At 62.6% G+C, this 16,932-nt stretch carries 21 protein-coding genes; 13 read left to right on the top strand and 8 right to left on the bottom strand.

The window, feature by feature from the left end:
- Window positions 1–13 precede the first annotated feature (13 nt).
- From M3N55_RS07060 to lpxB, 5 genes are all read left to right on the top strand, one after another.
- Window positions 14–601, top strand: coding sequence for an OmpH/Skp family outer membrane protein (locus tag M3N55_RS07060; RefSeq protein ID WP_249057805.1), 588 nt, complete (start codon window positions 14–16; stop codon window positions 599–601).
- Between the two features lie 69 nt (window positions 602–670).
- Complete coding sequence (fabZ, locus tag M3N55_RS07055; RefSeq protein WP_249057803.1) at window positions 671–1,138, top strand: 3-hydroxyacyl-ACP dehydratase FabZ; 468 nt, start codon at window positions 671–673, stop codon at window positions 1,136–1,138.
- A gap of 10 nt (window positions 1,139–1,148) precedes the next feature.
- A complete protein-coding gene (gene lpxA / locus M3N55_RS07050) occupies window positions 1,149–1,949 on the top strand; it encodes an acyl-ACP--UDP-N-acetylglucosamine O-acyltransferase (RefSeq protein WP_249057801.1) in 801 nt (266 codons plus the stop codon).
- The gene (locus M3N55_RS07045; protein WP_249057800.1) at window positions 1,946–2,761 is read left to right on the top strand and encodes an LpxI family protein; all 816 of its coding nucleotides are present in this window, start codon (window positions 1,946–1,948) and stop codon (window positions 2,759–2,761) included. The genes lpxA and M3N55_RS07045 overlap by 4 nt, the downstream gene beginning before the upstream one ends.
- On the top strand, window positions 2,758–3,912 hold the full coding sequence (gene lpxB, locus M3N55_RS07040; RefSeq protein ID WP_249057798.1) for a lipid-A-disaccharide synthase: 1,155 nt from the start codon (window positions 2,758–2,760) through the stop codon (window positions 3,910–3,912). Before M3N55_RS07045 ends, lpxB begins: the two co-directional genes overlap by 4 nt.
- Here the strand turns inward: lpxB and M3N55_RS07035 are convergent.
- Genes M3N55_RS07035 through M3N55_RS16700 form a run of 3 tightly spaced genes read right to left on the bottom strand, consistent with a single transcriptional unit; the run spans window position 3,869 to window position 6,503 of the window.
- Window positions 3,869–4,798: a tyrosine recombinase gene (locus M3N55_RS07035; RefSeq protein ID WP_249057796.1), complete on the bottom strand. Its 930-nt coding sequence runs from the start codon at window positions 4,796–4,798 to the stop codon at window positions 3,869–3,871. The genes lpxB and M3N55_RS07035 overlap by 44 nt on opposite strands.
- Window positions 4,799–4,800: 2 nt before the next feature.
- On the bottom strand, window positions 4,801–6,372 hold the full coding sequence (locus M3N55_RS07030) for a hypothetical protein (protein ID WP_249057795.1): 1,572 nt from the start codon (window positions 6,370–6,372) through the stop codon (window positions 4,801–4,803).
- The gene (locus M3N55_RS16700; RefSeq protein WP_283163901.1) at window positions 6,369–6,503 is read right to left on the bottom strand and encodes a hypothetical protein; all 135 of its coding nucleotides are present in this window, start codon (window positions 6,501–6,503) and stop codon (window positions 6,369–6,371) included. The genes M3N55_RS07030 and M3N55_RS16700 overlap by 4 nt, the downstream gene beginning before the upstream one ends.
- Window positions 6,504–6,608: 105 nt before the next feature.
- On the opposite strand from M3N55_RS16700, the gene M3N55_RS07025 reads away from it, so the two are divergent.
- From M3N55_RS07025 to M3N55_RS07010, 4 genes are all read left to right on the top strand, one after another.
- A complete protein-coding gene (locus M3N55_RS07025; protein WP_249057793.1) occupies window positions 6,609–7,196 on the top strand; it encodes a shikimate kinase in 588 nt (195 codons plus the stop codon).
- Window positions 7,193–8,305 carry a 3-dehydroquinate synthase gene (gene aroB, locus M3N55_RS07020; RefSeq protein ID WP_249057792.1) on the top strand — a complete coding sequence of 371 codons (1,113 nt, stop codon included), beginning with the start codon at window positions 7,193–7,195 and terminating at the stop codon, window positions 8,303–8,305. Before M3N55_RS07025 ends, aroB begins: the two co-directional genes overlap by 4 nt.
- A 58-nt stretch (window positions 8,306–8,363) precedes the next feature.
- The gene (locus M3N55_RS07015; RefSeq protein WP_249057790.1) at window positions 8,364–8,888 is read left to right on the top strand and encodes a DUF3833 family protein; all 525 of its coding nucleotides are present in this window, start codon (window positions 8,364–8,366) and stop codon (window positions 8,886–8,888) included.
- A 104-nt stretch (window positions 8,889–8,992) separates the two neighbouring features.
- Window positions 8,993–9,259 (top strand): hypothetical protein, encoded by a 267-nt coding sequence (locus tag M3N55_RS07010; protein ID WP_249057788.1) that lies wholly within the window; start codon window positions 8,993–8,995, stop codon window positions 9,257–9,259.
- A 15-nt stretch (window positions 9,260–9,274) separates the two neighbouring features.
- Here M3N55_RS07010 and M3N55_RS07005 read toward each other — a convergent pair whose 3' ends face one another.
- The 4 genes from M3N55_RS07005 to ilvC form a co-directional block, all read right to left on the bottom strand.
- The gene (locus tag M3N55_RS07005; RefSeq protein ID WP_249057786.1) at window positions 9,275–9,610 is read right to left on the bottom strand and encodes a cupin domain-containing protein; all 336 of its coding nucleotides are present in this window, start codon (window positions 9,608–9,610) and stop codon (window positions 9,275–9,277) included.
- 3 nt (window positions 9,611–9,613) lie between these two features.
- Window positions 9,614–9,958: a DUF427 domain-containing protein gene (locus M3N55_RS07000; RefSeq protein ID WP_346429260.1), complete on the bottom strand. Its 345-nt coding sequence runs from the start codon at window positions 9,956–9,958 to the stop codon at window positions 9,614–9,616.
- 54 nt (window positions 9,959–10,012) lie between these two features.
- A complete protein-coding gene (locus tag M3N55_RS06995; protein WP_249057784.1) occupies window positions 10,013–11,830 on the bottom strand; it encodes an aminopeptidase P family protein in 1,818 nt (605 codons plus the stop codon).
- A 133-nt stretch (window positions 11,831–11,963) separates the two neighbouring features.
- Complete coding sequence (gene ilvC / locus M3N55_RS06990; protein WP_249057782.1) at window positions 11,964–12,986, bottom strand: ketol-acid reductoisomerase; 1,023 nt, start codon at window positions 12,984–12,986, stop codon at window positions 11,964–11,966.
- 130 nt (window positions 12,987–13,116) lie between these two features.
- On the opposite strand from ilvC, the gene M3N55_RS06985 reads away from it, so the two are divergent.
- The 4 genes from M3N55_RS06985 to M3N55_RS06970 all read left to right on the top strand — a co-directional run bounded on the left by M3N55_RS06985 (window position 13,117) and on the right by M3N55_RS06970 (window position 15,552).
- Window positions 13,117–13,575: an Lrp/AsnC family transcriptional regulator gene (locus tag M3N55_RS06985; protein ID WP_249057780.1), complete on the top strand. Its 459-nt coding sequence runs from the start codon at window positions 13,117–13,119 to the stop codon at window positions 13,573–13,575.
- An 88-nt stretch (window positions 13,576–13,663) separates the two neighbouring features.
- On the top strand, window positions 13,664–14,119 hold the full coding sequence (locus M3N55_RS06980) for an Lrp/AsnC family transcriptional regulator (RefSeq protein WP_249057779.1): 456 nt from the start codon (window positions 13,664–13,666) through the stop codon (window positions 14,117–14,119).
- Window positions 14,120–14,158: 39 nt separating this feature from the next.
- A complete protein-coding gene (locus M3N55_RS06975) occupies window positions 14,159–14,497 on the top strand; it encodes a DUF952 domain-containing protein (protein ID WP_249057777.1) in 339 nt (112 codons plus the stop codon).
- Window positions 14,494–15,552 carry a quinone-dependent dihydroorotate dehydrogenase gene (locus tag M3N55_RS06970; RefSeq protein ID WP_249057775.1) on the top strand — a complete coding sequence of 353 codons (1,059 nt, stop codon included), beginning with the start codon at window positions 14,494–14,496 and terminating at the stop codon, window positions 15,550–15,552. The genes M3N55_RS06975 and M3N55_RS06970 overlap by 4 nt, the downstream gene beginning before the upstream one ends.
- Before the next feature lie 65 nt (window positions 15,553–15,617).
- Here the strand turns inward: M3N55_RS06970 and M3N55_RS06965 are convergent, their stop codons facing one another.
- Window positions 15,618–16,931, bottom strand: coding sequence for an MATE family efflux transporter (locus M3N55_RS06965; RefSeq protein ID WP_249057773.1), 1,314 nt, complete (start codon window positions 16,929–16,931; stop codon window positions 15,618–15,620).
- Window position 16,932: the final 1 nt, after the last annotated feature.

Here is a 16,932-nt window from a genome sequence, read left to right as displayed (position 1 = left end):
GCATCGGCTGCGGATGATGATACTCAGCGCGGTCGCAGGGTTTGGCCTTGCGACCGCATCTATGGCGCAGCAAGGACCGGGCTTTTCGTTGGGCGAAACGGTTGGCGCCGCGCTCGGGGACGGGTTGGTTCTGCGCAGCGTCGATGAAGAACGGCTGTTCCGCGATTCGCGCTTCGGGCAGCGTGTTCAGGCAGAGATCGATGCCGCCTCGCGCGCGTTGGAGGACGAGAACGCGGCCTTGCTGGCCGAGTTGACCGCGCGGGAAGAGGAACTGACCGGATTGCGGGAAACGCTCTCGCCGGAAGAGTTTCGCGCGCAGGCCGAAGCATTCGACCAGCGCGCAGACACGATCCGTCAGGATCAGGCCCAAAAGCTCGCACGCTTCTCTCAATTCGAGGAATCCGAGCGTCGTCGCTTTTTTGCGCGGACCGGCGCTATTCTTCAGCAGGTCTTGCAAGAGGAAGGCGCGCAAATCCTGATCGCAGCGCGTGCGGTGATTATCGGCATTCCCGAAATGGACATGACCGGTGCCGCGATAGAGGCGATAGATGACGCCTTGGGGGACGGCGGCGCGCCGCCATTCCCGCTGACCGTGCCGTGACCACGCCTTGCCAGCCGCGCCCCAGCTTGCTAAGCGCGAGCACCCGTGCCGTTTTGCCAAAGGATGACCATGTCTGAGACCCCGCACGCCACAGAGGCCGATCTGGCCACGATCATGAAAATCATTCCGCACCGCTACCCGTTTCTGCTGGTGGACAAGGTGCGCGACGTAGTGGCCCGCGAAAGTGCCGTGGGCATCAAGAACGTCACCTTTAACGAGCCGCATTTCCAAGGCCATTTCCCCGGCGCGCCGATTATGCCCGGCGTGACCATTGTGGAAGCGATGGCACAGACTGCCGCCGTTCTGGTGGGCCTGACTATCGGTTTCGGGGAAAAAGCCCCGTTGGTGTATTTCATGTCCATCGACAAGGCGAAGTTCCGGCGCAAAGTGGTGCCCGGCGATGTGCTGGAATTGCATGTGAAAGTGCTGCGCGGGTCGACCAAGATCTGGAAATTCGAAGGCACGGCAATGGTCGACGGACAGGTCGCGGCCCAAGCCGAATTCGCGGCGATGATCGACGCCTCGGCGACGGCATAAAGGCAAAGCCATGTCAGCAATCGACCCAAGTGCAACGGTTCACCCGATGGCGGTGGTGGAAGAGGGCGCGCGTATTGGCGCGGGCTGTGCTATCGGCCCCTTCGCCATCATTGGCCCAGAGGTTACGCTTGCAGAGAATGTGACGGTCAAACCCCACGCGCATGTTACCGGCTGGACCGAGATTGGCGCGGGCTGCACGATCTTTTCTTTCGCGTCGGTTGGCGAGGTGCCGCAAGACCTGAAATATGCCGGAGAGCGCACGCGGCTGGTCATCGGGCGCAATTGCCGCATTCGCGAAAATGCCACGTTGCATACCGGAACAGAGCAGGGCGGCGGCGTTACACGGGTTGGCGACAATTGTCTGGTCATGGCGGGGGCGCATGTCGGGCATGATGCGCAGGTGGGCGATAACGTGATTCTGGCCAATTATGCCGGGGTCGCCGGGCATGTGGTGATAGAGGACAACGTGATCGTTGGCGCGCTGTCGGGTATTCACCAATTCGTCCGGGTGGGTGAGGGCGCGATTATCGGCGGGGTCAGCCGCGTGACGCATGATGTCATGCCGTTCGGGATGGTCGCCGCAAGCGATGGCACGCTGAACGGGCTGAACCTGATCGGGTTGAAACGCCGTGGCATGTCGCGCGAGGATATCGCAGCTTTGCGCGAGGCGTATCGCATTCTGGCCGAGAGTGACGCCCCGTTGGTGGATACCGCGCGTAACCTGGGCACACAGAGCAGCTCTGATGCTGTGCGGAAACTGGCCGCGTTCTTTACGGAAACGTCTGGCCGCAATTTCCTGCGTCCGCAATGATCCGGACGGTTCTGATCGCAGGGCGCGGGGCGTTGCCAGAGATTGTGGCCGCCCGGCTTTCGCTAGAGGACGCGCCGCCGGTGCTGGCCGAGATGGAAGGCTTTGAAAGCCTGTCTTTGGCGCGTGACGGGGTAGAGCGCTTTCGGCTGGAACGCCTTGTCCCATTTCTGGACAGGCTGGTTGACCTTGGCGTGACGCGCGCTGTGTTTGCGGGTGGTGTGCATCGTCCGCGTCTGGACCCGGCTTTGCTGGACCCTGCGACGATGCAGCTTTTGCCGCGGATCATGGCAGCGATGGGCCAAGGCGACGATGGCGCGCTGCGCGAAGTGATCGCGCTGATGGACGAATGGGGCATCACGGTGGTCGGCGTGCAGGATATTTGCCCCGAGCTATTGCCCGATCCGGGCCAGCTTGGCGCCCATGCCCCTAACGCGCAGGACCGCAAGGACATTGCGCGCGGGTTTACCATACTGAATGCCATGGGTGCCGTAGATGTTGGTCAAGGCTGTTGCGTTGCCCGCGGTCAATGTCTGGCTATGGAAGCTTTGCCCGGAACCGATGTGATGCTGGCGCATCTGGCCGATTTGCGCCCCGGTGCGTTGCCCGAAGGTGGCGTATTCTGCAAAGCGCCCAAGCCAGAGCAAGACCGTCGCATCGACCTGCCCGCGCTTGGCGTGGCCACGGTCGAGGGGGCGCACAGGGCCGGGTTGCGCGGGATTGCCGTCAAGGCCGGTGGTGTGCTGATGATTGACGCGCCTGCAATGATCGCCCGTGCAGACGAATTGGGACTGTTCCTGCTGGCAGAGCCATGAAAATCTTCCTGATCGCGGGTGAACCATCAGGCGACGCACTTGGCGCGGCGCTTATGGCAGGGCTGGCGGATCTGGCCCCCGGTTGCGAATTTGCGGGGGTCGGCGGCGAGGGGATGACGGCGGCGGGCCTGGCTTCGCTTTTCCCGATGTCCGACCTGTCGGTCATGGGGTTGGCCGAGGTGCTGCCGCGTATCTCCCTGCTCCGCCGTCGCATTGCGCAGACCGCGCAAGCCATAGCCGACACCCGCCCCGATTTGGTCGTGACCATCGACAGCCCGGATTTCTGCCTGCGCGTGCTGAAGCGCGCCCGCGCCGCGCGGCCCGATTTGCCCGTGGTGCATTATGTGGCGCCCTCGGTCTGGGCATGGCGGCCGAAACGGGCCGCACGCATGGCGCCCTTGGTCGATCATGTGCTGGCCCTGTTGCCGTTCGAGCCGCCTTATATGCAGGCCGCCGGCATGTCTTGCGATTTCGTGGGCCATCCGGTTGTCGCGGCCCCTCGCGCATCCGAGGCCGAGGCGCGGGCCATCCGCCAATCTGAAACGGTGGTTCTGGCGTTACCCGGTTCTCGTGGTGGGGAAATTGCCCGGCTTGCGCCCCGGTTCGGGCAGGCTTTGGGACTTGCGCTGCCAAAGGGCGCGCAGGTGCTGGTGCCCACGGTCGCAGCCCAAGCGGATCAGATGCGCGCAGAAGTGGTCAAATGGCCGATCCCAGCCCAAGTTCTGACAGACCCGGCGCAAAAACGCGCGGCGTTTCGTGCGGCGGATGTGGCGTTGGCCGCGTCCGGCACGGTCAGTCTGGAACTGGCGGCGAATGATACGCCCATGGTCATAGGCTATGATATGGCGTGGCTGACCCAACGCATTGCCGAGCGCTTGATTAAGCTGGATACCGTGACGCTGGTGAACCTTGTGTCAGAAACCCGTGCCGTGCCCGAATACCTAGGCCGCGCCTGCACGGCCGAAAACCTTGCACGCGCGCTGCGCGACGTGTTGACAGACCCCGCCCGCCAAGCCGCCCAACGTGCTGCCATGCGCCTGACTATGGAGCGCTTGGGGCAGGGGGGCGACCGCCCCGGCCATCGCGCGGCGGCGTCTTGTCTGGCCTTCATGAATCGGAGAGCGGGTGGTGGTCCAACACCAACGCCTTAAGGCGTTCTTCCAGAACATGGGTGTAAATCTCTGTTGTGCCAATGTCGGCATGTCCCAGCAGCGTCTGGATGGCGCGCAAATCGGCCCCGCCTTCCAGCATATGCGTGGCGAAAGCATGGCGCAGCACATGCGGGCTGACACGCGCCGGGTCCAGCCCTGCCGTGATCGCCATGTCCTTCAGCAGCAAAAAGAACCCCACGCGGCTTAGGTGGCCCGCTTTGCCGCGCGACGGAAACAGCGCCTTGGGTTCGGGTTTGCGCGCGGCGCGCAGCTTGCTTGCCTGCCGGTCCCATTCCGCCAGCCATGCGGTCAGCGAGGTGCGTGCAGGGTCTGACAGGGGCACCATACGGTCCTTGTTGCCCTTACCGTTCACCATGATCATGCGCGGATCGCCGCGCACGGCATTGACCGGCAGGCTGACCAATTCGGTCACGCGCAGCCCGGTGGCATAGAGCAATTCCATCAGGCAGATGTTGCGCAGGCGGTCGGCATCCGTGCGCCCGGTGCGGCGCGCAGCATCCAGCAATGCGGTCACTTCGGACGGGGACAAGGTTTGCGGTAACTTGGCGGCTTTGCCCGGCCCGGCAATCCGCGAGGCCGGGTCATTGTCGCGCCAGCCTTCGGCATAGGCGAAGCGGAACATTTGCCGGATGGACGCCAAGCGCCGCGCACGGGTTGCGCGGGCAAGCCCTTGCGCGTCAAGGTCGATCAGGTAGGCCTCGATCTGGTCTTGCCCAAGGGTCGCGAAATCCAACTGCTTGCGCCCGCACCAATCGGAAAAGTCGCGCAGGTCTCTGCCATAGGCCATCAGTGTGTTGCGCGCCGCCCCGGCTTCAGCCGCGGTGGCTTGCAGAAAGGTCGAGATCCAGCGAATATCGTCCTGCATGCTTAACCGCGCCGGTCGAGCAAAAGCAGTTCAAGGGCGATCTGGCGCGCATCCTGCGTCAAGCCCAGCGCCAACAGCGTCGCCAAGCCGCGCTCGGCGGCCAGCATATCGCCTTGTGTTGCCCCGGCAATCTGGGCCAGTGCATCCAGCACCAGACGACCGCGCTCGTCATTGCGCAGCCACAGGCTTTGCGGCTGGGGCAGGGCAGGTTCTGCAAAGGCCGCTGCGATCACGGGACCAATGCTGCCCACGCTTACGGTGGGCAAACTGTCCCCCAAGGCCAAGGCCATCGCTAACCTGCTTGTGGCTGTGTCGGGTGCGATCTGTGCTGCACGGTCCAATCGCTCTTCGGCCAGCAACAGGACGGTCCATTGCAACATGACGGCCGTGCCAGTCAGGTTGTGGGGCGCAATCCGCTCTGCAACAATCCGGGCAAAGGCGCTGTCCAGTTCGATCTGCTCGAACAAGGGCCAAGCGCGTATCAGCGCCGCACTGATGGCTGTTGTGTCGCCTTGGTCCAAGGCGTCATCCAGGGCCTGCACGGCGCGCACCCGGTCCCACACGCCGCCCGAAGCAGCGGCGCGCCGATGCGTGTAAATTCCCATCAGACGGCCCGGTTGCATGACGCCGGTGCGGGTCAGGCGTTCGGCTGCGTCAATCTGCGCCCGCCATCCGCTGGTGCCGCGCAAATCCGCATGGGCAAACGCCACGGGAAGCGTGCCGGTGCCAACCGGTTCGCCCAAGGCTTCCAGAATGCGCCAGCCCATCGGTGTCAGGTCTTGGGGCGGGGCAAGACTTGGTGTCCCGTCCTCTTCTTCCAGAAACCGCGCGAGCAAATCCGCTTCGCTGTGGTCCAGCCCGCCCAAGGCGCGGGCGGCCCCAAGGGCGGCATAAGCAGATTGCCACTCTCCTTGACGCGCAAAGCAGAAAATGCGTGCCGCCTCGCCGTTTTCGGCAAAAAGCTGTCCTTGCAGGCGTGTGCAGGCGCGATCCTCTTCGCCCAGCAGCAACGCGATATCGAAGGCGCGGGCATTCAGGGCCGCGGTCTGCCCCGACGCGGTTTCCAGCAATTGGGTGGCTTGTTCCAGCGCGCCAATCTCGATCAGCTTGTCCAGCCGCGCGGCCAGAAGCTGCCCGACCATATCATCGGCGTTAAGCTGTGGCGGTGCAAATTCCGCCAGCAGCAGCCGCAGCAGAAGCCTTTGTGCGGCTGGCACCATATCCGGGGTTTGGCGGGCAATTGCGGCGATCACGTTGTCGAGCGTGCTGCCGCCCCAGACATCATGCGGCAGACCAATGCGTGCGGCGGCAAACAGACCCGTGCTGTCCAGCGTCGATTTTGTCAACGGTCGCGAGGTGATCTGGCCGCTCTCGGCTTCGGCTGGCATGTCTGTTTGCGCGCTTGGTTCCGGCAGCGATTGCGGCATCGTTTGGCGTGGCGGGGCAGCGGGGCCGATAGGTTGTGTCAGCGCCTGTTCCAGCCAGTCGATGGCCGAAAGGGGCGCGCCCTGCTGGCCCTGCGCCGCGACCGGCAGACAGGCCGCCAAAACAAGCGCCCCGATGCGGCAGGTCATCCGGCCTCCAACTCCAGCGGGGTAGAGACCGGCGCGCGCTCTGGCGACAAGTCTCCGACATAGGCATAGGCCACCACCGCAATCACGGCGAGCAGCACAAGGATAAAGATCAGTCGCAACAGATATTTCATGAGCCTGTTCTTGCCTTCCGGTTGCCCCCTCATTGTCGTGCGGTGCACCGTGGGGGGTTTTCCTTTTGTCTTGGTGGCAATATCACGATCCCGCAAGGGCAGGCCATGAAAACTTGGACCTGTGCGGATGACAAAGGCGTATTCGGCATGAAACTGCACAAGACCGTGGTACTGGTCGGCATGATGGGCGCAGGCAAGACCGCCATTGGCAAGCATGTCGCGCAAGTGCTTGGCGTGCCGTTCCGCGATTCGGACGAAGCGATTGTCACCGCCGCACAGATGAGCGTGACCGAAATTTTCGAACGCGACGGCGAAGCGTTTTTCCGCGACCGCGAGGCCGAGGTGATCGCGCGCCTGTTGCAGGCGACCCCCGGCATATTGTCGGTTGGCGGGGGCGCATTTTTGCGGGCCGAAACCCGCGCGCGCGTCCATGAAGACGGGGTGTCGGTCTGGCTGCGGGCTGATCTGGAGTTGTTATGGTCGCGGGTGCGCGCCAAGCCCACGCGCCCATTGCTGCAAACCGAAGACCCGCGCGGCACGTTGGCGCGGCTTCTGGAAGAGCGCACGCCCTGCTACGCGCAGGCCGATCTGATCGCCGATGCAGACCCGACCTATTCCATTGCCGATATGGCGCAGGCGGTGTTGCGGGAACTGGCCACGCGCCCCGATGTTCTGGAAGGATACCAAGCATGACTGTTCAAACCGTCCATGTGCCGTTGGGCGACCGCGCCTATGACGTGGTGATCGGGCGTGGCTTGTTGGCGGATGCGCCCCGTTACCTTGCGCCACATCTCAAGCGCGACCGTGTGGCGATCCTGACCGAATCTCGCGTGGCGGCGCTGCATCTGGAGACAGTGAAAACCGCGTTGGCGGATATTCATAGCAGCGCGCTTGTGCTTGAACCGGGCGAGGGCACGAAGAACTGGGGCGGGCTGGAGCAATCGGTGGAATGGTTGCTGGACGAAAAGGTCGAGCGCCGCGATCTGGTCATGGCCTTGGGTGGCGGTGTCATTGGTGATCTGGGCGGCTTCGCGGCGGCCGTGCTGCGCCGGGGTGTGCGCTTCGTTCAGGTGCCGACCTCGCTTCTGGCGCAGGTGGACAGCTCTGTCGGTGGCAAGACCGGGATCAACACGCGCCATGGCAAGAACCTTGTGGGGGCGTTCCATCAGCCAAGTTTGGTGCTGGCGGATATTGACCTGCTCGACACGCTGCCCAGCCGCGATTTTCTGGCCGGTTACGGCGAGGTCGTGAAATACGGTCTGTTGGGCGATGCCGCGTTTTTCGACTGGCTGGAAACCAATGGCCCCGCGCTTGCTGCGGGGGACCACGCCTTGCGTCAATATGCCGTGTTTCGCTCGGTGCAGATGAAGGCTGAAATCGTGGTGCGCGATGAAACCGAACAAGGCGATCGCGCGCTGCTGAACCTTGGTCATACCTTCTGTCACGCGTTGGAGGCTGCGACCGGCTATTCCGACCGCCTGTTGCATGGCGAGGGTGTGGCGATTGGCTGCGCGCTGGCCTTCGAGCTGTCGGCGCGGATGGGTCTTTGCCCACAGGAAACGCCCAGCCGCGTGCGTGCGCATCTGCGCGCCATGGGCATGGCAACCGATCTGGCCGATATACCGGGCGACTTGCCAGACACGGACGCGCTGATCGCACTAATGGGGCAGGACAAGAAAGTGCAGGACGGACGGCTGCGCTTTATTCTTGCGCGCGATATTGGTGCGGCCTTCGTCTGCGACACCGTGCCGGGCGATGCGTTGCGCGCGGTGCTTGACGATGCCTTGGCAGCACGGCGCTAAAGCTGGTCAAACTGGCCGCGCGCCTTAGCTTTGGTCAAACCGAGGAAAGGTCGCCCCCATGTTGCTGACACGTCGTTCGCTTATTGTTGGATCGCTGGCTCTTGCAGGTTGTTCGCGCCTGCCCGCCAGCCCCGATGGTCCGTTGCAACCAATTACACTGGAACAGGCTTTCGCGGGCCGCGCGGTGGGCGCGGGTGTGTTCCGGGTGGATCTGACCGGGTCCGAACGCCGCTTCCGCGCGCGGCTGGATGGGCAGTTGCAAGGCGATCGGCTGACCGTGGTCGAAGATTTCATCTATGACGATGGTGAGGAAAATCGCCTGACATGGGTGTTCGACCGTGCGGGACCGGGCCGCTGGACCGGACGGCGCGAAGACACAGTGGGCGTGGCAGAGGTGGTCGAGACCGGCACCGAGATTCGTCTGTCCTACACGGCCGATTTCGACGCCAGCGGCGAGGTCACGCGGCTTGGCTTCGAGGATGTGATCTATTTCGGCCCGAATGGGCGCGTTATCAACGATGCAGTGGTGACGCGCTGGGGCTTGCCCGTCGCGCGGGTGCGGTTCGAGATGCTGAAAGTGTGACCATCACAGCCGCTCGAAGGCTTCTGAAAGGTCTGGCACTTGTTTCAATGCAATAGACTGCATATGTATATTGACTGAAAGAATTGACCAGCACCGGAGACGACTTGAAACACACAAAGCCCAAACGCCGCGATCCGTTCGAGATGCTGGAGGATGGGATTCAATCCGGCTGGCAAACGCTCGACACGATCCCGCTGAAAGGCGAGGGTGAGTTTCTGGTGCTGACAGTGTCCGGGCTTATCCGGTTGGCGCGGAACGGAAAATCCGAACGCAAGCCGCGCCGGGCCGATGCTTACGGGCCAGAACGAATGACGGTCAATTCCGTGAAAACCGGCAATTACCTTGGTGCTATGGCGTGGCGCTGGCCCTGACGTTCTAAGGACTGCCTAGCGGACCAGATTGTAACGGTCCGCTTCTTCAAACACGTCGATCACACGGGTTCCAGACTTGATGCGCGCGCTGTGGATCACTCCTGCCGGGATGGTGTAACTGTCGCCGGGGCGACGGGTTGCTGTTTCCTCACCAATTGTCAGCTCGATCTCCCCTGCGATCACAGTGCCCCATTGCGCGCCATGGGCATGGGCGGGCAGGTCAATGTCTGCCGCGAAGGTGAAGAACACCACCAACCCTTCGGGCGACTGCACCGCGCGGGCCTGCACCACATCTGCCGGGAAGGGAATATCCAACCCCGGCAGCGCGTTTATGAACTCGGGAAACGCCACCGCTCAGACCCGTTCGACAGTGACCTTGCCGGCATCGAAGGCAAGGTAATCCTTCAACTGCGCGGCTTCCTCGGTTGGGTCGGTGATGGAATAGGCCGCATTCTCGATCAACCCTTCGGGGCTAGAGACATGGTAAAACGCGCCCATACCCCTGTCGTCACATTCGAGTTTGCGCGCGGAGGCGTCCAGCACCGCGCCTGCGATATCCTCGCGCGGGAAGTAGATGACAAAGGGCCAGTCACGCTGCAAAAGTTCCAGCGCGCGGGTGCTTTCGCCAATGACAGAGCCACCAGCGCGGACAACCCAAGTGCCTTCGGCCGGATATATCTTCAGAATGCTCATCGGCATGTCGTATTCCCTTCAGTCAAATGCGCGTGTGGCGCAATGTCAATTTCCGGTCGTTCAGGCCGCCAGTGGGGCGCAGGCCATTTCCAGCCACGCACGGGTTTTAGATGTAACAAGCGGCGACACGGACATGCGAACGCGCGCGTGATAGGCATCTAGCCAATCGCGGGCGCCCGCGCTCAAGTCAGCCGTTACTATAAGCCTGCGGTCGATGGGGGCAAGCGTCAAGGTTTCGAAACCCAGCCAGTCGCGCGGGTCCGCCCCGTCTGGCACTTGCGCTTTGCGCACCGCAACAAGGTTTTCAAGCCGGATGCCGAAAGCTCCTGCGCGGTAATATCCCGGCTCGTTTGACAGGATCATGCCTTCGGTCAGCGGCACATGGCTGATGCGCGACAGACGCTGCGGCCCTTCATGCACCGATAGGTAAGCACCCACGCCATGCCCGGTGCCATGGTCGTAGTCCAGACCTGCCAGCCAAAGCGGGTAGCGCGCCAGCGCGTCCAGATGCCCGCCCGCCACACCGCGCGGAAACTGCGCCCGTGAGAGGGCGATCATCCCGTCCAGCACACGGGTGAAACACTGCGCTTCCAGCGTGCCAACCGGGCCAATGGCGATGGTGCGGGTAATGTCGGTCGTGCCATCCAGATATTGCCCGCCGCTATCGACCAGCATCAGATCCCCAAGGCTCAGACGGCGGTTTGTCGCTTCGGTGACCCGGTAATGCACAATGGCCCCATTCGGGCCGGACCCTGCGATCGTGTCAAAGCTGATATCGCGTAAACTGCCAGTCGCGGCGCGGCACGCTTCCAGATGCCGCACAATATCAATTTCGGTCACGACATGGGTGGGGTCGGTCAGCATCTTTTGCGTCTGGACGTCCAGCCAGCACAGAAATTCTGCCATGGCCGCGCCGTCGCGCAAATGAGCTGCGCGCGCGCCATCCAGTTCGGCGGCGGTCTTGCGCGCTTTGGGGGCAAGGCAGGGGTCTTGCATCGGAACAACCGTAACGCCAGCTTCGCTCAGAATATCGCATACCGCAAAGGGCACGGTCGCGCGGTCCACCCGCACTGGCCCGGTCAGGCTGCGCAGCGCCGGCTCGAACGCCTCATGCGGGCGCAGGACGACTCCGTCTTCCAATGTGGTTCCATGGAACTTGGCGGCATCCGTGAACAGGTCCACCCGCCCGTCATCATGCAGCACCGCCAAAGCCTGCACCACTGGCACGCGCGGCAAGTCGGCCCCGCGCAGGTTCAGAAGCCAGCAAATACTGTCGGGTTGGGTGAGCACCGTGGCTTTTTGCCCGTTCTGCACCAAGGCTTGAGCCGCATCGCCGCGCTTCGCACGACTTGACAGGCCCGCAAGCGTTTCAGGATAGGCCATGACAGCCCCCATTGGCGGGGCAGGGCGTTCGGTCCAGAGCGGGTCGACCGGGTTCGCGATGCGTTTCAGCGTCACGCCACTGGCCGCCAAACCGCGTTCCAGCGCGTCAATCTCATCGGGGGTGTGCAGCCATGGGTCAAAGCCGATCACCGCGCCATTGGGACAGGCCGCGCGCAGCCAGTCGGCGGGGCGGGTTTCGGGCCAGGGCACAATCTCGAACACATCGGCACATTGCCCGCGCGCCTGCACACGGTAGCGCCCATCCACGAACAAACCCGCACGGCCCATCAGCGCAATGCAGAACCCCGCCGACCCGGTAAACCCTGTCAGCCATGCCAGCCGGGCATCGCAATCTGCGACATATTCGCCTTGGTGCAGGTCGGCACGTGGAACGATGACCCCATCCAGCCCTTTGGCCGCCAGCGCGTCACGCAGCGCGGCCAGCCGTGGCGGCCCGTCTTGCGGGTGCGAGGGGGTGGTAAAATTCTGAAACATCGGGGCCAGTCCTGCGCAGCAATCTTGCGTCTGATTGGTAGACAGGCCGCGCGCCTCGGTCAATGCCGCGCTTGCAAAAGACTGCCCCCCGCGCAGGGGCGCGAGGGGCATTGCTTGGTAGCACTCACAGCGCTTAGTTGCGATCCTTGTCCACCATCTTGGATGCGCCGATCCACGGCATCATCGCGCGCAGCTTTTGGCCAACCTGTTCGATCTGATGCTCGTCATTGATGCGGCGCGTGGCCTTGAAGAAGGGCTGACCAACGGAATTTTCCTGCATGAAATCACGCACGAATTTGCCCTGCTGAATGTCGGTCAGAACCGCTTTCATGCGCGCCTTCGTCTCGTCATAAGGCAGAATGCGCGGGCCGCTGACATATTCACCATACTCAGCCGTGTTGCTGATGGAATAGTTCATGTTGGCGATGCCGCCTTCATAGATCAGGTCAACAATCAGCTTCACTTCGTGCAGGCATTCGAAATACGCCATTTCCGGCTCATACCCGGCTTCGACCAGCGTCTCGAACCCCATGCGGATCAGCTCGACCAAGCCACCGCACAGAACGGCCTGCTCGCCGAACAGGTCGGTTTCGCATTCCTGACGGAAGTTGGTTTCAATAATGCCCGAACGCCCGCCACCGATGGCAGAGCAATAGGACAGGCCCAACTCCATCGCGCGGCCAGTCGCATCCTGATGCACCGCCACAAGGCAAGGCACGCCGCCGCCCTTGGTGTATTCGCCACGCACGGTGTGGCCGGGGCCTTTAGGCGCCATCATGATAACGTCCACGCCGGGCTTCGGCTCGATCAGGCCAAAATGCACGTTCAAACCATGGGCGAACGCAATCGCCGCGCCGTCTTTCAGGTTGTCATGCACATATTTCTTGTAGGTTTCGGCCTGCAATTCGTCGGGCATGGTAAACATGATGAGGTCGCACCAAGCCGCCGCCTCGGCAATGCCCATCACCTGCAAGCCCTCGGCTTCACATTTCTTGGCACTGCTCGACCCTTCGCGCAGCGCGACAGCCACGTTTTTCGCCCCCGAATCGCGCAGGTTCAGCGCATGGGCATGGCCTTGGCTGCCATAGCCCAGAATGGCGACCTTTTTGTCCTTTATCAGGTTCACATCGCAATCGCGATCATAGTAGACGCGCATGGCCGTCCCTCCATTGGTGTTGCATTGTCGCGTAGCATAGGGGTTTTGGCCGAAAATACGTTTCAAACTTCTGATTATTCTGTATATATCTGCAAATATCATTCTTAATATGCAGAAAACTGAAATATCCATGCAAATAGACGATACCGACCGCCGCCTCATACGCCAGCTTCTGGCCAAGCCAATGGCCACGACCGCCGATCTCGCCTCGCGTTCTGGCGTCACAGAGGCCACCTGCTGGCGCCGCCTCGACCGCTTGCGCGCGCGCGGCATTCTGCGCGGACAACACGCGGTCATAGACTGGCGCGCGCTTGGCTTTCAGGTCGAAGTCTCGCTGCGGGTCACCTTGGACAAAACCAACCCGCGCGCCTTTGACGAATTCATCGCGCAGGCCCGCCTTGTCCCTGAAGTTCTTGAAATACAGACCTTTCTGGGCCGGGTCGACCTGCGCCTCAATATTATCGCCCGTGACATGGCGCATTATCAGGACATTTACCGCGACCGCATCTTGACCCTGCCCCATATCGCCGATCTCGAAGCGCTGATGCACCTATCCGACATCAAATCCGACGAAAGCCTGCCAATATGACATTCATCTTGCCCGAAATACTCCGGGGTGAATGGGCCGCGCATGCGGTCCAGAGGGGCAGCGCCCCTCAAGCACGCCGGGTCACACTATGATTGCACTCGATAATCTCGACCGTCAGATGCTGCGTCTTCTGGCCGGGGATGCGACCCTGTCGGCGGGGGCGGTGGGTCGCCGCCTTGGCCTCAGCCAACCCGCTGCGTGGCGCCGCCTGAAGCGCCTGCGCGACGCCGGCGCGATCGCGCGCCATCGGCTCGACCTCGACCTCCCATCTCTGGGCTTCGGTGTGACGGTGTTTCTTGGCATCACCCTCGCTGCCAAGGGTCGTGTCAGCCTTGCAGATTTCGAACGCGCCGTTTCCGCCATCCCAGAGGTGCAGACCGTGCAGCATGTGCTGGGCCTTTATGACTACCGCTTGCGCGTTGTTGCCCGCGACCTGTCGGATTTCGAGCGCGTCCTGCGCCGTCGCATCATGACCTTGCCGGGGGTGGGCGCGGTCGATGCGAATGTGCTTCTGAGCGAAGAACGCCTCCCCGGCCCCTTGTAGGCAATTGACCAAAGCGCGCCCTTGGGGCATGACGCCCCTATGCTGATCTACAAGATATTCCGCCGCCCCGAATGGGATGATCTGAAAGCCAAGGGGGAAACCCTTGGCGCGCCCATCGACCTTGCCGATGGTTTTGTCCATTTCTCTACCGCCGAGCAGGTGATGGAAACCGCTGCCAAGCATTTTGCAGGCCAAAGCGACCTTGTATTGGTCGCGGTCGATCCCGACCAACTTGGCGCGGCGCTGAAATGGGAGGTGTCGCGCGGTGGTGCACTTTTCCCACATCTTTACCGCCCATTAACCATGGCCGATGTCGTCTGGGATACCTCGCTGCCCCTGGGCGCAAGCGGCCATATCTTCCCAGAGGGGCTGATATGAGCGTGCTCGAACGCCTAGGGCTTGCCGCCCTGCGCGCCTTCGATCCTGAAACCGCGCATGGTTTCGCTATCGGGGCACTGCAAACTGGCGTCGCGCCCCTGCCGCGCCCGGTCACATCGCCCCGATTGCACACCCGCCTTGCGGGCCTCGACCTGCCAAATCCCGTGGGCTTGGCGGCAGGTTTCGACAAGAACGCGCAGGCGCTGAATGGCTTGTCGCGCGCGGGCTTCGGCTTTGTAGAGGTGGGTGCAGCCACGCCACGCCCGCAGGCTGGCAACCCGCGCCCGCGCTTGTTTCGGCTGCCAGAGGATCGGGCTGTCATCAATCGTTTTGGCTTCAATAATCAGGGCGCAGAGGTCATCGCCACGCGCTTGGCGGCGCGCCCAAAGGGCATGGTTCTGGGGCTGAACCTTGGCGCCAACAAGGACAGCGCCGACCGCGCCGGCGATTTTGCACAAGTGCTCCGCCATTGCGGCGCGCATGTCGATTTTGCCACCGTCAATGTGTCCTCGCCGAACACCGAGAAACTGCGTGATCTGCAAGGGGCCGCAGCCCTGACGGCGTTGTTGCAGGGCGTGATGCAGGCGCGCGCAGACCTTGCGCGCCCAATCCCGATCTTTCTGAAAATCGCGCCCGATCTGAAAGCGCAGGAACTGGCCGAAATCGCTGGTGTGGCGCAGGAAACCCAAATCGACGCGATCATCGCCACAAACACCACGCTCGACCGCAAAGGTTTGAAAAGTGACAGTGCGGGCGAAAAAGGCGGACTTTCCGGGCAGCCATTGTTCGAAATGTCCACGCGCGTTTTGGCGCAACTCTCAAAGCTGACCGACGGTAAAATCCCCCTCATTGGCGTTGGTGGCGTTGGCAATGCGGAGCAGGCCTATGCCAAACTGCGCGCCGGAGCGTCTGCCGTGCAGCTTTACTCGGCGCTGGTTTATGAAGGGCTGTCGCTTGTTCCTCGGCTGAACCAAGGCCTGCTGGACCTGATGGATCGCGACGGCCATGCAACCGTGGCAGATGTGATCGGCACTGGCCGCGCGGACTGGCTCTAGTCATTCATCCTTGTAAAAATATCCTGGGGTGAATGAGGCCAACGGCCTCAGAGGGGCAACGCCCCTCAAACGCCCTCGGCTACCCGACGCTCAAGCCGTGGATAGAGCGCGCCCAGGAACACTGCGCGCAACAGGTTCAGGAGCATCAGTGCCGACCAGAGCGCGGGATTGCCGTATTCCGGAACAAACACCCAGATTGCGAGCGCATAAATGACCACGGCCAGCACGACGGTATTGCGCATCTCGCGTGTTCCGGTCGCGCCAATGAAAATGCCGTCCAGCATATAGGCAGCGCAGCTTGTCAGCGCCAAGGCCGCGACGAAGGGCAGGTAGGCGATGGCGGCGGCCTGCACATCGACATCACGCGCCATCATTGCGATCACGCTTGGCCCGCCCAGCAGGTAGACCACCGCGATCAGCCCGGCCATGACAAAGCCCCAAAGCCCAGCCCTTAGCCCTGCGCGGCGCATATCTGCCACGGCCCGCGCGCCCACGGCTCGGCCCACCAGCGCCTCGGCGGCGAAGGCGAACCCGTCCAGCCCATGGGAGATAATCATGAGGAATTGCCACAATATCTGGTTGGCCGCCAGCTCCACATCACCAAACCCGGCAGAGGTGAACAAAAACCCTGTCATTGCCCCTTGCAGCGCTACCGAGCGCAACATGATGTCGGAATTGACAGACCACATCCGTTTCAGTCTTGCGCGATCAAAGACGCGCGCCCAGTCGCGCCATTGGTTGCCCGCGAATGCCGCGCGGCACAGCCACAGCCCCAAACCAAGCGCCGTGACCTCGGCGATCAAGGTCGCCGCCGCCACCCCCGGCACGCCCCAGCCCAGACCCAGCACAAACCACAGGCTAAACGTTACGTTCAGCCCACTCATCCACAATTGTAGCGCCAGCACGCTGCGCGTGCGTTCCGTGGCGATCAGCCAGCCGTTCAGCGCATAAATTGCGATGGTCGCGGGGGCGCCCCAGATGCGGATGGACAGGTAGTCGCGGGCCAATGCTTCGACCATGTCGCTGGCGGGTGCGATGAGGAACGCGGCCTCCATCAAGGCGACTTGGCCCAGCACCATGACAAGCCCGGCCCCCAGCCCGATCATCACGCCGCGCGTCAGGATTGCACCGCTTTCCGCCAGATCGCCCGCGCCGGTGGCCTGCGCCACAAGCCCCGTGGTCCCCATGCGCAAAAACCCGAATATCCAGTAAATGCTAGTCAGGATCACCGCGCCCAGACCCACGGCCCCGATCGGCGCGGCCTCTCCCATTTGTCCGATAATGCCGGTATCGACTGCGCCCAATAGTGGTACAGCGATATTGGCCAGCATGATTGGAGCGGCGATGCGTAAGATGCGTCGGTTGGTGATCGGCTGCATG

Source organism: Roseinatronobacter domitianus, from assembly GCF_023336755.1.
GTDB lineage: Bacteria > Pseudomonadota > Alphaproteobacteria > Rhodobacterales > Rhodobacteraceae > Roseinatronobacter > Roseinatronobacter domitianus.
Note: the sequence above shows the minus strand (reverse complement) of the source record. Positions and strands in the feature narration are given on the sequence as shown.

Excerpts from the sequence above, each read along its gene's own strand:
- fabZ (WP_249057803.1), top strand. The coding sequence starts at position 671 with ATGTCTGAGACCCCGCACGCCACAGAGGCCGATCTGGCCACGATCATG.
- M3N55_RS07025 (WP_249057793.1), top strand. The coding sequence starts at position 6,609 with ATGAAAACTTGGACCTGTGCGGATGACAAAGGCGTATTCGGCATGAAA.
- lpxA (WP_249057801.1), top strand. The coding sequence starts at position 1,149 with ATGTCAGCAATCGACCCAAGTGCAACGGTTCACCCGATGGCGGTGGTG.
- M3N55_RS16700 (WP_283163901.1), bottom strand. The coding sequence starts at position 6,503 with ATGAAATATCTGTTGCGACTGATCTTTATCCTTGTGCTGCTCGCCGTG.
- M3N55_RS07015 (WP_249057790.1), top strand. The coding sequence starts at position 8,364 with ATGTTGCTGACACGTCGTTCGCTTATTGTTGGATCGCTGGCTCTTGCA.
- ilvC (WP_249057782.1), bottom strand. The coding sequence starts at position 12,986 with ATGCGCGTCTACTATGATCGCGATTGCGATGTGAACCTGATAAAGGAC.
- M3N55_RS07030 (WP_249057795.1), bottom strand. The coding sequence starts at position 6,372 with ATGACCTGCCGCATCGGGGCGCTTGTTTTGGCGGCCTGTCTGCCGGTC.
- M3N55_RS07060 (WP_249057805.1), top strand. The coding sequence starts at position 14 with ATGATGATACTCAGCGCGGTCGCAGGGTTTGGCCTTGCGACCGCATCT.
- M3N55_RS07035 (WP_249057796.1), bottom strand. The coding sequence starts at position 4,798 with ATGCAGGACGATATTCGCTGGATCTCGACCTTTCTGCAAGCCACCGCG.
- M3N55_RS06965 (WP_249057773.1), bottom strand. The coding sequence starts at position 16,931 with ATGCAGCCGATCACCAACCGACGCATCTTACGCATCGCCGCTCCAATC.
- M3N55_RS06995 (WP_249057784.1), bottom strand. The coding sequence starts at position 11,830 with ATGTTTCAGAATTTTACCACCCCCTCGCACCCGCAAGACGGGCCGCCA.
- aroB (WP_249057792.1), top strand. The coding sequence starts at position 7,193 with ATGACTGTTCAAACCGTCCATGTGCCGTTGGGCGACCGCGCCTATGAC.
- M3N55_RS06980 (WP_249057779.1), top strand. The coding sequence starts at position 13,664 with ATGATTGCACTCGATAATCTCGACCGTCAGATGCTGCGTCTTCTGGCC.
- M3N55_RS07000 (WP_346429260.1), bottom strand. The coding sequence starts at position 9,958 with ATGCCGATGAGCATTCTGAAGATATATCCGGCCGAAGGCACTTGGGTT.
- lpxB (WP_249057798.1), top strand. The coding sequence starts at position 2,758 with ATGAAAATCTTCCTGATCGCGGGTGAACCATCAGGCGACGCACTTGGC.
- M3N55_RS06975 (WP_249057777.1), top strand. The coding sequence starts at position 14,159 with ATGCTGATCTACAAGATATTCCGCCGCCCCGAATGGGATGATCTGAAA.
- M3N55_RS06985 (WP_249057780.1), top strand. The coding sequence starts at position 13,117 with ATGCAAATAGACGATACCGACCGCCGCCTCATACGCCAGCTTCTGGCC.
- M3N55_RS06970 (WP_249057775.1), top strand. The coding sequence starts at position 14,494 with ATGAGCGTGCTCGAACGCCTAGGGCTTGCCGCCCTGCGCGCCTTCGAT.
- M3N55_RS07045 (WP_249057800.1), top strand. The coding sequence starts at position 1,946 with ATGATCCGGACGGTTCTGATCGCAGGGCGCGGGGCGTTGCCAGAGATT.